15 protein-coding genes are annotated in these 12,956 nt (G+C 64.2%); 9 read left to right on the top strand and 6 right to left on the bottom strand.

All coding sequences use genetic code 11. The annotated features are described in order from the left end of the window. Nucleotides 1-59 precede the first annotated feature (59 nt). The gene (locus ACVMB0_RS04880; protein WP_461345481.1) at nucleotides 60-1,454 is read right to left on the bottom strand and encodes a TAXI family TRAP transporter solute-binding subunit; all 1,395 of its coding nucleotides are present in this window, start codon (nucleotides 1,452-1,454) and stop codon (nucleotides 60-62) included. 414 nt (nucleotides 1,455-1,868) lie between these two features. Between ACVMB0_RS04880 and ACVMB0_RS04875 the strand changes: the two genes are divergently transcribed. Further along, nucleotides 1,869-2,222: a DUF3307 domain-containing protein gene (locus ACVMB0_RS04875; protein WP_208764108.1), complete on the top strand. Its 354-nt coding sequence runs from the start codon at nucleotides 1,869-1,871 to the stop codon at nucleotides 2,220-2,222. Between the two features lie 169 nt (nucleotides 2,223-2,391). Continuing rightward, complete coding sequence (locus tag ACVMB0_RS04870) at nucleotides 2,392-2,793, top strand: hypothetical protein (RefSeq protein WP_456751911.1); 402 nt, start codon at nucleotides 2,392-2,394, stop codon at nucleotides 2,791-2,793. A 9-nt stretch (nucleotides 2,794-2,802) separates the two neighbouring features. On the opposite strand, the gene ACVMB0_RS04865 is transcribed toward ACVMB0_RS04870, so the two are convergent. Both ACVMB0_RS04865 and ACVMB0_RS04860 read right to left on the bottom strand, forming a co-directional pair. Next, nucleotides 2,803-3,138: a YkgJ family cysteine cluster protein gene (locus tag ACVMB0_RS04865; protein ID WP_456751912.1), complete on the bottom strand. Its 336-nt coding sequence runs from the start codon at nucleotides 3,136-3,138 to the stop codon at nucleotides 2,803-2,805. A 12-nt stretch (nucleotides 3,139-3,150) separates the two neighbouring features. Beyond that, entirely contained in the window at nucleotides 3,151-3,849 is a 699-nt protein-coding gene (locus ACVMB0_RS04860) for a helix-turn-helix transcriptional regulator (RefSeq protein WP_456751913.1), read from the bottom strand. Between the two features lie 183 nt (nucleotides 3,850-4,032). Here ACVMB0_RS04860 and ACVMB0_RS04855 point away from each other — a divergent pair, with 183 nt between their 5' ends. Next, nucleotides 4,033-4,266 carry a hypothetical protein gene (locus ACVMB0_RS04855; protein ID WP_456751914.1) on the top strand — a complete coding sequence of 78 codons (234 nt, stop codon included), beginning with the start codon at nucleotides 4,033-4,035 and terminating at the stop codon, nucleotides 4,264-4,266. Nucleotides 4,267-4,330: 64 nt separating this feature from the next. Continuing rightward, entirely contained in the window at nucleotides 4,331-5,062 is a 732-nt protein-coding gene (locus ACVMB0_RS04850) for a glutathione S-transferase family protein (RefSeq protein WP_456751915.1), read from the top strand. Here ACVMB0_RS04850 and ACVMB0_RS04845 read toward each other — a convergent pair. Next, on the bottom strand, nucleotides 5,059-5,688 hold the full coding sequence (locus tag ACVMB0_RS04845; RefSeq protein WP_461345480.1) for a pyridoxamine 5'-phosphate oxidase family protein: 630 nt from the start codon (nucleotides 5,686-5,688) through the stop codon (nucleotides 5,059-5,061). The genes ACVMB0_RS04850 and ACVMB0_RS04845 overlap by 4 nt on opposite strands. A gap of 117 nt (nucleotides 5,689-5,805) precedes the next feature. Between ACVMB0_RS04845 and ACVMB0_RS04840 the strand changes: the two genes are divergently transcribed. Then, nucleotides 5,806-6,699 carry a LysR family transcriptional regulator gene (locus ACVMB0_RS04840; RefSeq protein WP_461345479.1) on the top strand — a complete coding sequence of 298 codons (894 nt, stop codon included), beginning with the start codon at nucleotides 5,806-5,808 and terminating at the stop codon, nucleotides 6,697-6,699. Here the strand turns inward: ACVMB0_RS04840 and ACVMB0_RS04835 are convergent. Beyond that, on the bottom strand, nucleotides 6,692-7,171 hold the full coding sequence (locus tag ACVMB0_RS04835; protein WP_461345478.1) for a PaaI family thioesterase: 480 nt from the start codon (nucleotides 7,169-7,171) through the stop codon (nucleotides 6,692-6,694). The genes ACVMB0_RS04840 and ACVMB0_RS04835 overlap by 8 nt on opposite strands. Nucleotides 7,172-7,456: 285 nt before the next feature. Further along, complete coding sequence (gene pobA, locus ACVMB0_RS04830; RefSeq protein WP_461345477.1) at nucleotides 7,457-8,626, bottom strand: 4-hydroxybenzoate 3-monooxygenase; 1,170 nt, start codon at nucleotides 8,624-8,626, stop codon at nucleotides 7,457-7,459. A 271-nt stretch (nucleotides 8,627-8,897) separates the two neighbouring features. Between pobA and ACVMB0_RS04825 the strand changes: the two genes are divergently transcribed. The 4 genes from ACVMB0_RS04825 to ACVMB0_RS04810 all read left to right on the top strand — a co-directional run bounded on the left by ACVMB0_RS04825 (nucleotide 8,898) and on the right by ACVMB0_RS04810 (nucleotide 12,459). Next, nucleotides 8,898-9,932 (top strand): TRAP transporter substrate-binding protein, encoded by a 1,035-nt coding sequence (locus tag ACVMB0_RS04825; RefSeq protein WP_456751918.1) that lies wholly within the window; start codon nucleotides 8,898-8,900, stop codon nucleotides 9,930-9,932. A 228-nt stretch (nucleotides 9,933-10,160) separates the two neighbouring features. Next, nucleotides 10,161-10,670, top strand: a complete 510-nt coding sequence (locus tag ACVMB0_RS04820; RefSeq protein WP_461349592.1) for a TRAP transporter small permease — start codon at nucleotides 10,161-10,163, stop codon at nucleotides 10,668-10,670. A 6-nt stretch (nucleotides 10,671-10,676) separates the two neighbouring features. Next, a complete protein-coding gene (locus tag ACVMB0_RS04815; protein WP_461345476.1) occupies nucleotides 10,677-11,993 on the top strand; it encodes a TRAP transporter large permease in 1,317 nt (438 codons plus the stop codon). Nucleotides 11,994-11,997: 4 nt separating this feature from the next. Next, entirely contained in the window at nucleotides 11,998-12,459 is a 462-nt protein-coding gene (locus tag ACVMB0_RS04810; protein ID WP_461345475.1) for a DUF3237 domain-containing protein, read from the top strand. Nucleotides 12,460-12,956 lie beyond the last annotated feature (497 nt).

Below are 12,956 nucleotides of genomic sequence, written 5' to 3'. Positions count from 1 at the left end.
TGGGTCCCTGCTTTCGCAGGGACGACAGCTCTATACGCGGCGCAACCAGGGGCCGCGCCTCACCCGTTCGCGGTCTTCACCACCACGAGATTGTCGTCCGCCGTCGCCGGGTGGCGCTTGAGGTGATCGCGGCGCAGCGCGATCTCGTCGCGGACCAGCTCGTAGCCGAGCTTGAACGTGTCCATCCCGTCGCCGGAAACGGTGCCGTCGCGCAGGCCGATCACCGCGCCGCGCAGGATCGCCTCGAGTTCGTCCTGCAATTGGTCGAGATCCTCGGCACAGGTGGTGTGCTCGACGCGCTCACCGATGTCGAGGATCCGGGTCGCCAGCTCGCTGGCCTTCTCCGGCGCGACGCGGGTGATCTTGGTGTAGACCGCGGCGAAGATCGAACCGATGATGCTGAGCGCGGCGGCGCCGAGATACATCACGTCGCTGTAGCGATCCATGAATGATTTGGTGTCGTCGTTGATGTATTCGGCGGCGCCCTGATGGGCGACGATGAAGGCGTCCTTGTCGGTCGCCGCCGGCTCGATCTTGGAGGCGAAGCCGTCGTCGAGCGCGAGTTCGGACTTGTTCTCGTAGACGATGCGGGCGAGCTCGGCGGCCGTCGTCGTGGACATCGAGGATTGCGCCACCAGCAGCCATTCCAGCCCGATGGTGTCGACGTCGTCATCGGGGATCGCCGGCGAGGACGACAGCATGCCGGTCGAGACGGTTTCCTCCGATATTGCCGGATATTTGCGTGCCAGCGCCTTGGCGGAATCGATCGCGTTCAGCGTAAAGCTGCCGGAGCGCTTGGCATATTGCTCGTAGGTCTTGTCCTTCACGATCTTCGAGGCATGCTCGATCGCGACGACGGCGCCAAAGCCCGAAGCGAACAGCTTGTCGAACGGCGTGTTCGGCGGCGCCTGCTGGACCCGCTGCGCCGCTTCCGGGCTGTCGGAAATCTCGAGCGCGCTGCGGACGAAATTCACGCTGTTCTCGCCGTCGCCGACCACCGCGACCCGCTTCTTCTTGAGCTCGGACAGTGACTTGATCTTCTTGCCGCCGGGGCTCAGCACCAGCACCACGTCATGTTCGAGGATCGCGATGGCACGGGCGCGCGGCGGCACCCTTGCATCGGTGCGCAGCACGGCAAGCGCGGCGTCGCGGCGATCGAATTGCGCCAGCGCCTTGGCGTTGTCGGGATTTGGCGCGATCTTCAGCCGCAGCCGCGACGAGTTGGTCTTCAGCACGGTCGCGAGCTTGGCGGCGAACCTGGCCTCCGGACCGCCGGCGTCGCCGACCGCGACCACCAGCGTTTCCGAATTGCGCAGCCAGAGCCGGCCGCCGACCACGGTAACCGCGCTCAACAGCAGCGTCAGCAGGGTGAAGACGATGATCTGCGCGCGGTTGCTCTTGGCGGCCGGCGGGCGTGTCGGCGTTGGCGCAGGCGAGGGGGCTTCGGTACTCATGGCTGATTACCTGGCTCATCACCCGTCCGGGCCACCCGCAACCGGATCGGCGCTGCCCGGTGAATCGGTAAATGACTATAAAAGAACGAAAATTTCCTGCATGGTCGACGATATACCTCCCCGGCAGGAATGCAAACCGGCCGGCTTCCGTAACCTTGACTGCGGCCGATCTGCGCCGCGATGCGACATGACCATCGCCACTATCGATGGCTGAAGGCGGATGTGATTTTCGCGCCAGCCGCAGGTGCATTCCGTCGCCGGAGATGTCATAAATGAGACACGCATCGGTTTGCGCAATTGTGCTGACGGCCTGACCCGGATTTCCTGCAATCACATTCATCGAAGGTAAAGGGCGTCAGCTTGTTGTTTCCTGCCATGTCATCGTCGGTGTCGGTTGGTGCCCTGGTGGGATGGATGTTGCTTCTCACCGCGAAGCACATCATCGCCGACTTCATGCTGCAGAACGCCTGGATGGCGATCGGCAAGGACCAGAAGACCGGCTGGGCCATGCCGCTGCTGGCGCATTGCCTGGTCCATCTCGCGGTCGCGCTGGCGCTGATCCTGGTGGTGGCGCCGCGGTTCTGGTACGTCGCGTTCGTCGACTTCGTCATCCACATCATCGTCGATCGCTGCAAGGGATACTGCGCCTCGCATTTCGGCGTGACGCTGGAGTCCGGCCATCCCTGGTTCTGGACCCTGATCGGGGTCGACCAGGCGCTGCACCATCTCACCGGCTTCGCACTGTCGATCTACATGGCGGCGAACTGAGCGGCTGACGGACGGCCTTTCCTTCATTTCGAGCAATCGACCATCCGCCTGCGGCGGGCGGATGTGATTCGCGTGCAACGGGCAAGCCGCTCCAGAGACGACCGGGAGCCGTGGTTAACCTTTCGTTAGAGCATTGCGCGGCATCTTCCCGATCGAGGGGGATTTGCAAATGTTTTCAAGCCGCGACGCCTTTGAGAACGATGCCTGCCCGGTTGCGGACGACCTGCTCGGCCAAATGTACCGCGCCAATCCGAACGGGCTTTCGCTGCTGGTTGCCAATGTCGCGCCCGACGTCAGGGCGAGGCTGGCGCTGTTCTGCTATCGCCGCAGCCACCTGCACGCACTCGCACTCGCGATCGCGTCGAGCTGCAGCGAATGGGAGCTGGTCAATTCCGGCGGCCGTGTCGGGTCGACGCTGTACGCGCTGTCGCGCGAGCCGGCTCGCGCAGCGACCGTGTCGCATGGCGGCCGCAAGCCGATCACGCTGTCGACCAAGCCGCTGTCGAGCTTCGCGCCCGTTGTCGATGACGAGCTCGACGACGAAGACGTCACCGACAGGGTGACAGCCTAAAGCGCGCGATCAAATCGGCTGCGCGCTCGGGATGAGCGGCAGCCCGTGCCGGCGCCGCGCCATCGCGCATTCGGCGTCGCCCGGCTGGCAGGTCCGGCACACCTCCGGCCGCACCGCATAGACCACGCAGCGCGTTGCCTCTCCGATCTTCCCCGACAGCGCCGAACAGCGGTCGCCGTCGCAGCGCATCCCCGATTGTCGTGCATTGACGTATTGCGCCGGGATCAGGTCGAGCTGCGCATCGTCCTCGATCGTGAAGCGCGGCCAGTTCTCCGAATAGCTGCAGCAGGCGCCGCAGGACTGGCACGGGCTATCGCCCGCCGCATCGATTGCGTCGCCGGCCATCAGGTGTCCTTATCAGGTATCTTTGGGTGCTTCCCACACCAGGCTGCGCCGCCAGCGTGCCCTGAGCAGGTCGCGCCGCTCCGGATATTTCTCGTCGTGATACACCGCGGTGACCACGCGGTCGGTGCGGAAGCTGCGGAAATCCTTGCGCAGCTCGCACCAGGCGGCGAGCAGCCGCACCGCCTCGTGATAGCCGACCGCGATCGGCCAGATGGTGCGCTCGCTATCGCGGCCATGCTCGTCGCGATAGTTCAGCGTGATTTTCTTGCCCTCGTGGATCTGGCTGCGGGTCCGGACCATGTCGATGCGGTCGGGCTCCCGGTTCCAGGCGGAGCGGGCGCGGCTTGCGGGCTCCAGCACGAACGGCCGCAGGCGGTCCGGCACGGTCTCGGCGATCTTGGCCATCAAATCCTCGGCCGCCCGCGCCAGCGCGGGATCGGCGTGGCCGACCACCCATTGCGCGCCGAGCACGCAGGCCTCGATCTCGTCCGGTGTCAGCATCAAGGGCGGCAGGTCAAAACCCTTCTCCAGGATGTAGCCCATGCCGGCCTCGCCGCGGATCGGCACCCGCTGTTCGATCAGGCTGGCGATGTCGCGATAGATGGTCCGCTTCGAGGTCTCGAGCTCGGCTGCGATCGCATCCGCGGTCAATGGTTTACGGGTGCGGCGGAGCACCTGGATGATCTGAAACAGCCGGTCGGCGCGTCGCATGGCAATTCTCTCGGCAGTTCTCTCGGCAACTCTCTGGATCGCTCTCTTGACGAGTGTCTTGACGGATCTTGGGGTGTCTCGACCTGTCGCCTTTTTCGCGTCCCCTGTCACTGCTGCTGACAGCATGTTGGCAGCAGGTGGGGGCTATATCAGGACAACACCTCAAGTGAAGGGAATTTGTCCATGACGAATCTTGATGAACTCGGTTTCCGGCAGGCGCAGAGCTTCGCGCTGGAACAAATGGTCACGGTCTACTCCACCTCCGGCGACCTGCGCTGGGCCCTGGTCGCGCTGATCGCACAGTCGATCGGCACCGCCTGGTCCTACGGGCGGGCACGGCTGGTCAAGCGGGTTCGCGAGGCGGTTCGCCGCCTCGCACCGGTCGGCCCGCTCGACAGTGAATGCCACTGCTGCTGACACCATGCTGGCAGCAGGGGGCGGCTAGCTTCAATTCACGTCCACAGGCGATCGGGAGCTTCATATGATTGCGCTTTTTGGCTTTGGCACGGGCTTCGGTCTGCCGGAAATCAGCCCCTTCGTGACCAAGACCGAGGTCCAGCTCAAGATGGCCGGCCTTGCCTACACCAAGGAAAAGGCGATGCCGCCGGCCTCTCCCAAGGGCCAGCTGCCGTTCATCACCGATGACGGCGAGACGATCGCCGATTCGACCTTCATCCGCGCCCATATCGAGGGCAAATACGGCTTCGATTTCGATGCGCCGCTGAGCCTGCAGGCGCGCGCCCAGGCCTGGGCGTTCGAGCGCATGATCGAGCATCACGTCTACTGGGCGCTGGTCGGCGCGCGCTGGGTCGACGACACCAATTTCGCCAAGGGGCCGGCGCATTTCTTCGACGGCGCGCCCGATCATCTGCGCGACAAGATGCGCGAGGACGCCCAGTTTCGCGTTGCCGAGAATTATCTCTTGAGCGGGCTTGGCCGCCACGGCCCCGACGAGGATGTCGATCTCGCGCTTCGCTCGCTGTTTGCGCTGTCGGTGCAGCTCGGCGACAAGCCCTATCTGATGGGCAATGCTCCTTGCGGCACCGACGCCACCGCGTTCGGCGCGCTGGCGGGAATCCTGACGCCGTTCTTCGATTCGCCGCTGCGCGAGCGCACCGAGAAGTTCGACAATCTCACCGCCTATGTCGGGCGGATGATGCAGCAATATTATCCGGAGTTCGCCTGGGCACCGTTGCAGCAACAGGCCGCTTAGACCGGCGTAGCGGGCGCGCCCTTCATTGCGGCGAGCTCCGCCTCGAGCTCGGCGATGCGCTGGTCGCGCGAGGCGAGGGCTTGCGCGACGTCGGCGGCGTCGAACTTCTGCGGAATATGCTGCGGACAATTCGTGTCCCACGCCGCGACCGTGAACAGGATCACCTGCTCGGGCCGCGCGCGATAGTCTTGCGGCATCAGCGAACGCGTCAGCGCCGGATCGTCCTCGACGACGCGCGCCTCGCCCCAGATCTTCACGCGTTGCCGGTACGCGTAGTTCATCACGAAGATATAGGCCTTCGGGTTCTCCGAGAGATTGCCCTGGGTGATGAACTGCCGGTTGCCGCTGTAATCGGCGAACGCGATGGTGTGCTTGTCCAGCACCTTGATGAAGCCCTTCGGCCCGCCGCGATGCTGGATGTAGGGCTGTCCTTCCGCCGAGGCGGTGGCGAGATAGAAGCTGTTGGTGTTGGCGAGGAAGGCTGCGAGGTTCTCGTCGATCTCGGTCTGCCAGCCGCCACGGGCCTCGACCTCGGCATAGGTTGCGCGCGAGCCCTTGCGGGCCTGGACATCCTTCACTGCCGGGGTGAACCCGACATCGCTCGAAGAGCTGCGAACCTCTGACATCTGAGCCTCCCGCGACGGGCGGCAAAGCGGCCGTCCTCAAACCCAAGATGGGTATTTCCGGATCGCAAGCAATCTTGTGAATTGACACTTCACTGTTGCCGATTATGCAATAGTGCCATGGACCGGATCGACGCCATGCAGGCCTTCGTCGCGGTGGCGGACCTCGAGGGGTTTGCCCCCGCCGCGCGCAAGCTCGGCCTGTCGCCCTCTGCGATCACGCGGCTGATCGCGGCGTTGGAGGAGCGGCTTGGCGCGCGGCTGCTGCAACGGACCACGCGGCAGGTCACCCTGACCGATGCCGGCTCGCGCTATCTGGAGCGGGCACGGCGGATCCTCGCCGACGTCGAGGAGGCCGAGGACGCGGTCGAGAGCGAGCGCACCCGCCCCGAAGGTCGCCTGGTGATCTCGGCGCCGTTCGGCTTCGGGCGGCTGCATGTCAGCCCGGTCGTGTCCGCCTATCTGAAACGCTACCCCGATGTCGGCGTCGATCTGCGGCTATCGGATCGCCGGATCAACCTCGTCGAGGACGGCGTCGACCTCGCGGTCAGGTTGGGGCACCTGCCTGACTCGACGCTGGTGGCGCGGCATGTCGGCCAGATGCGCCGGATCGTGGTGGCCTCGGCCGGCTATCTCAAGCTCCGTGGCGAGCCGAAACGGCCGTCGGACCTCGCCAACCATGACACCATCCAGTTCGGCGCCATGACGGCCGTGCCGGATTGGCGCTTCGTGGAAGATGGCCAGGAGATCCGGATTACGCCGACGCCGCGCTTCACCAGCAACAGCTCCGATGCCGCCATCCAGTTCGCCGAGCAGGACGGCGGGCTGACCCGGGTGATGGCCTATCAGGCCGCCGAATCGCTGAAAGCCAAGCGGGTCCGAATCGTGCTGGCCGCGTTCGAGCAGCCGCCGGTGCCGATCCATGTCGTCTACCCGACGTCCCGGCTGCTGTCGGCCAAGGTGCGGACCTTCATCGATCTCGTCACCGAGATCACCGACTGGCATTTCAGATAGCTTCCTGCGAAAGCGCTTGGCTTACCGTCGGCGTCTTCGGCACTACGCGGAAGGTGCCGCTGGCGCGCGCGATCGTCACGCCGTCGGCCTTGATCAGGCTTTGGGCGAAGCAGATCGTGCTGCCGGTCTTGATCACGTCGCTCTCGATTGAAAGCCACTGCCCGACATTGGCGGAGCCGACGAAGTCGACCGTCAGCGAGATCGTCACATACGAGGTGGTCCAGCCGGTGGCCTGGCCGCAGCTATAGCCCATCGCGTTGTCGGCGAGCGCTGCGATCAGCCCGCCATGGATCAGGCCGCGGCCGTTGGTGTGCGGCCTTGCCAGGCGCAAACCGATGACGACGGACCGCTCGGTCGTCTTCTGGTACAGCGGCTCCCAGGGTTCGGTCAGCGGGCTCTTGCGGAACAGCGGCTCGAAGCCTTGCGGGACGTCCTGGGGAATGTCGGGGGCGACTTGCGTCTCGGTGGTCATCTGAATCTCGCATATGGCGTCGGGTTGATACCATTGAACGCGATGTCGACGACGGTTTCACCGCCTACAAAGTTTTAAACGGGATTTGCGCGGCTGTTTGAATGCGCCCTGGCCCGTCACCATGTCTTCAGCTGTCATCGCCCGCGAAATCGGGCGATCCAGTATTCCAGAGACCGCGCGGCATGAATCGAGAAGCCGCAGCGTACTGGATACCCCGCCTACGCGGGGTATGACGACCGAGATTGCGGAGAGAATGCTGCCCGACAAAAGCATCCGCGAGCCCGCCTAGAACGGCAGCCCCACATAGTTCTCCGACAGCGAGGTCGACGCCGCCTTGGAGCTGACGAGGTAGTCGAGCTCGGCGATCTGGATGCGCGCGGCGAAGTCGCCCTCGTTGGGGAATTTGTGCAGCATCGAGGTCATCCACCACGAGAAGCGCACCGCCTTCCAGACCCGCGCCAGCGCCTTGGCCGAGTAGCCGTCGATGCCGGCCGAGGATTTCTCGTCGTAATATTCGCGCAGCGCCTGCGACAGGTAATGCACGTCGCTGGCGGCGAGGTTGAGGCCCTTGGCGCCGGTCGGCGGCACGATGTGCGAGGCGTCGCCGGCCAGGAACATGCGGCCGAACCGCATCGGTTCGGCGACGAAGCTGCGCAGCGGCGCGATGCTCTTTTCGATCGAGGGGCCGGTGACGATCTCGTCGGCCGCCTTCTGGTCGAGGCGCCGCTTCAACTCGTCCCAGAACCGCTCGTCCGACCATTGGTCGACCTGATCGTCGAGCGGGCACTGCACATAGTAGCGGCTGCGGTGGCTCGAGCGCATCGTGCACAGCGCAAAGCCGCGCTCGTGGTTGTTGTAGATCAGTTCCGGCGAGACCGGCGGCGTCTCCGAGAGGATGCCGAGCCAGCCGAACGGATACACCCGCTCGTAGCTGGTGATCGCCGAGGCCGGCACGCTGGCACGGCTGACGCCGTGGAAACCGTCACAGCCGGCGATGAAATCGCAGGCGATGTCGTGGCTGACGCCGTCCTTGCCGTAGCTGACCCGCGGATGATCGGTGTCGAAATCATGCGGCTTGACGTCGGCGGCCGAGTAGATCGTGGTCAGGCCGGCGGCCTTGCGGGCGTTCATCAGGTCGAGCGTGACCTCGGTTTGACCGTAGATGGTCACCGTCTTGCCGGTCGAGCCATGCAGGTCGATGCGGTGCCGTGCGCCGCCGAATGCCAGCTCCAGGCCATGATGGACCAGGCCCTCCTGGTGCAGCCGCGCTGCGGCGCCGACGCTCTCGAGCAGCGACACCGTGCCTTCCTCGAGCAGCCCGGCACGAATCCGCCCCAGCACGTAGTTCGGGGTCTGCCGTTCCAGAATGACGTTGTCTACGCCGAAAGTATGAAGTAGTTGCCCAAGCAACAGTCCGGCCGGACCTGCGCCTATGATTGCTACTTTTGTCCGCAATACCTCGTCCTCCCGATCGGATAGGCTTTATCCGGGCGCCCGCTCAGGGGCGAGCGCCGTCAACTTGCCAAGGCAACTATATCATATAACAGTTTTGGCAAGGCGGATTTGCGCGGCAAAGGTCCTTCGCCGCAGCGCAAGATGGAGCAGGGGCGGGTGCGACGCAGCGTCCACCACGCGGATTTCGTCTTGAAAACGTCCGCGAATTAGATAACATGTTAAGTAATGAGACCGGGCAGGAAGCCCGCGGTCCTGGAGAGGAGGAGACGTGATGAGGAAGAGTTTGCTGGCGCTGCTGATGGCAGCCGCCATCGTGCCGGCCGCGGGCCCTGCCATTGGACCTGCCTTGGCGCAGGACAAGACCGTCAATCTCAAAGTGTCGCTGTGGGTGCCGCCGGCGCATCCGCTGGTGCCGGCAACGCAGGCCTGGGCCGCCGACATCGAGAAGGCGTCGGGCGGCACCATCAAGGTCACCGTGTTTCCCTCCGAGCAGCTCGGCAAGGCGTTCGACCATTACGACATGGCGCGCGACGGCATCGCCGACGTCACCTACGTCAATCCCGGCTATCAGCCCGGCCGCTTCCCGATCGCCGCCGCCGGCCAGCTTCCGTTCACCTTCTCCGACGGCAAGAAGGGCACGCTGGCGCTGAACGAGTGGTATCACAAATATGCGCCGACCGAGATGAAGGACACCAAGCTGTGCTTCGCCTTCATCCACGATCCGGGCGCGCTGCACGGCAAGAAGAAGATCGTGCTGCCGAGCGACCTCTCCGGCGTCAAGGTGCGGCCCGCGCAGAGCACGATCGGCGAGATGGTCAAGATGTTCGGCGGCACCAACGTGCAGGCCTCCGCGCCGGAATCGCGCGACGCGATCGAGCGCGGCGTCGCCGACGAGATCACCTTCCCCTGGGGTTCGATCTTCCTGTTCGGCATCGACAAGGTGGTGAAGTACCACATGGACGTGCCGCTCTATACGACCGTGTTCACCTACAACATGAACCTCGCCAAATACAATGCGATGTCGGACGCCCAGAAGAAGGTGATCGACGATCACTGCTCGCCGGAATGGGCCTCCAAGGTCACCGATCCCTGGACCGATTTCGAAGCCAACGGCCGCACCAAGATGAAGGCGCTGCAAGGCCATGAAGTCTATCCGCTGACGGCGGATCAGCTCGCCGAGTGGAAGAAGGCGGTCAAGCCGCTGCACGACAGCTGGGCCGAGGCTGTGAAGAAAGCCGGCGGCGACGCCGAGAAGATCGATGCCGATCTGCAGGCCACGCTGAAGAAATACGAGGCGGGAATTTGATCTCGCTCCCCTTCACCTCTCCCCGCTTGCGGGGAGAGGTCGGATCGCATCGCCAGATGCGATCCGGGTGAGGGGTACAGATCTCACCGCATTCACTATTCGTGGAAGCAGCCCCTCACCCCAACCCTCTCCCCGCAAGAGCGGGGGCGAGGGAGCCAATCGAAGCCGCGCATGACGCAATCTTCCGAAGTCACCCAAGACGGCGCGATCACCGGGCCTCCCGAACCGGTGCGCAAGAATGTCATGGACCGCTTCATCGATTCGATCGAATGGGTGGCGGCCTTCTTCGTCGGCGTCGTCGCGCTCAACACCTTCACCGCGGTGTTCATGCGCAAGTTCTTCGCGGTGACGATCCCCGACTACTATAATGTCGGCCAGTTCCTGCTCGGCATCCTGATCTTCTGGGGCATCGCGGCGACCAGCTATCGCGGCACCCACATCACGGTGGACCTGGTCTGGGCCAACGCCTCGCCGCGTTATCAGCGCTGGATCGACATCTTCGCGACGCTGGTGCTGCTGTTTGTCGTGTCGGTGCAGACCTACACGCTGGTCGACAAGGTGATCGACACCAAAAACAGCCACATCGTCACCATGGATCTCGGCGTGCCGGTGTGGCCTTTCTTCCTGGTGTCTTGGATCGGCGACGTTTCGGCCGTGCTGCTGATCGCGATCCGCACCTGGCGCCTGATCTTCCATCCGGAAGATATCCACGATGCCAAGATCAAGACCGCGGAGTAGACGGCCATGAGTCTCGACCTCAGTCCCGAGGCCGTCGCCGTCATCGGCTTCGTCAGCCTGTTCGTGCTGATGCTGCTGCGTGTCCCCGTCGGCATGGCGATGGGCCTCGTCGGCATCACCGGCTTTGGCTACCTCACCGGCTTTGCGCCGGCGCTGAAGCTGGTCGGCCAGACCACGATGCGCACCGTGACGGACTATTCCTTCGGCGTGATCCCGATGTTCCTGCTGATGGGCGCCTTCGTGTCCGTCTCGGGCATCAGCCGCGAGCTGTTCCGCGCCGCCAATACCTTTGTCGGCCACTGGAAGGGCGGGCTCGGCATCGCGACGATCGCCGCCTGCGGCGGCTTCGCCGCGATCTCGGGTTCCTCGGTCGCCACCGCCGCGACCTTCTCGGCGGTGGCCTATCCCGAGATGCGCCGCTTCGGCTATCCGCAATCCTTCTCGACCGGCGTGATCGCGGTCGGCGGCACGCTGGGCGCGATGCTGCCGCCGTCCACCGTGCTTGCGGTCTACGGCATCATCACCCAGCAGGACATCGGCAAGCTGTTCATCGCCGGCGTGGTGCCGGGCCTGCTCGCGATCCTGATGCACATGATCACGATCGGCATCATCGGCGTGACTCGGCCGGGCTTCCTGCCGGCGGGCAAGAAGGCATCGTGGGGCGAGCGCGCAATGGCGATGCGCGACGTCTGGTCGCCGCTGCTGCTGTTCCTGTTCGTGATCGGCGGGCTCTATGGCGGCTTCTTCGTCCCGACCGAGGCCGGCGCGGTCGGCGCGGTCGGCGCCTTCATCATCGGCATCATCAGAGGCAAGCTGAGCAAGGACGGCATCCTGCAATCGCTGCTGCAGGCGACGCGCACCGCGGCCGCCGTATTCACCGTGCTGATCGGCGCGCTCTGCTTGGGCTATTTCCTCACCATCACCCAGACGCCGCAGCACGTCACCGAATTCCTCACCGGGCTCGGCATCGGGCCCTATGGCGTGCTGGCGCTGATCCTCCTGATGTATCTGGTGCTCGGCTGCCTGATGGACGCGATGGCGATGGTGATCCTCACCGTGCCGATCGTGTTTCCGGTGGTGACCGCGCTCGGCTTCGACCCGATCTGGTTCGGCATCATCATCGTCATGACGGTCGAACTCGGCCTGATCCATCCGCCCGTCGGCATGAACGTGTTCGTGATCAAGAGCGTGATCAAGGACGTCAACATGTCGACCATCTTCGTCGGCGTGCTGCCGTTCGTGATCACCGATCTGATCCGGCTGGTGATCCTGATCCTGTTCCCGCTGCTCGCGACCTGGCTGCCGCAGCGCATGATAGGTTAAATTCATGATACCGACGCTTCAGACCAGATACGTCTTCACCATCACAGCCCGGATCGCGGACGTGACGTCCGCCGGCGACATCGGCACCGGCATCCGCCGCATCATTCCGATCATCGGCGGCGAGGTGACGGGCGAGGGGATCAACGGCAAGGTGCTGCCCTTCGGTGCCGACTTCCAGATCATCCGGCCCAACGAGCTGATCGAGCTGGAGGCAAAATATGCCTTCGAGACCGACGACGGCGCCGTCGTCTACGTCGAGAACAAGGGCATCCGGTTCGGGCCGGTCGAACTGTTGCAGAAGCTCAAGCGCGGCGAGCCGGTCGACCCGAAGCTGATCTACTTCCGCACCGTGCCGAAATTCGAGACCGGCGCGGAAAGATACCGCTGGCTGATGCAGCACATCTTCGTCGCCTCCGCCGCCCGCCACGCCGACCGCGTCGTGATCGACGTGCATCAGTTGCTTTGAGCGGTGGTGCGACAAATTAACCCGACGGGCAAAATTCCGCTTCGCGTTTCACCCAACTCAGATGTTCAATATATCCGTCTCACCCGATCGAGGGGCGTTGCGCACGTCACGAACGCGCGGTGGGATGCGGTGGACGCTGCTTGCGCACTGACGACGTGCACAATGTAGCGGACGGCGAAGTCGTGCAGACCTGACGCCCTAGCGGCAGGTGTCTCCCGCGAGATGCAAAGCGTTTCGCAGTGACGGTGACAAACAAGCCCAGTCTCACCGGGGCGAGCACGTATAAGCCGTAAAACCATCGCGCAGGGAAAGCCGGGATGTTTCCGGTTACACCTGTGGTCCTACCGCCCGCGTTTTCATTACGCGGGACCCATGGGTGCGATCGGCACCCGGCTTTCCCTGCGCCCTCTGCTCTCGGAGCGGCGAAACGAACAGCAAAGCTCGGGCAGTCATGTCGCGAGAATGCGGATGTATGACTCACAGGCCGCTCAACTCAC

Source organism: Bradyrhizobium sp. USDA 4451 (genome assembly GCF_054822585.1).
The sequence above is the reverse complement of the archived record's forward strand: the minus strand, read 5'-3'. Positions and strand labels throughout refer to the sequence as shown.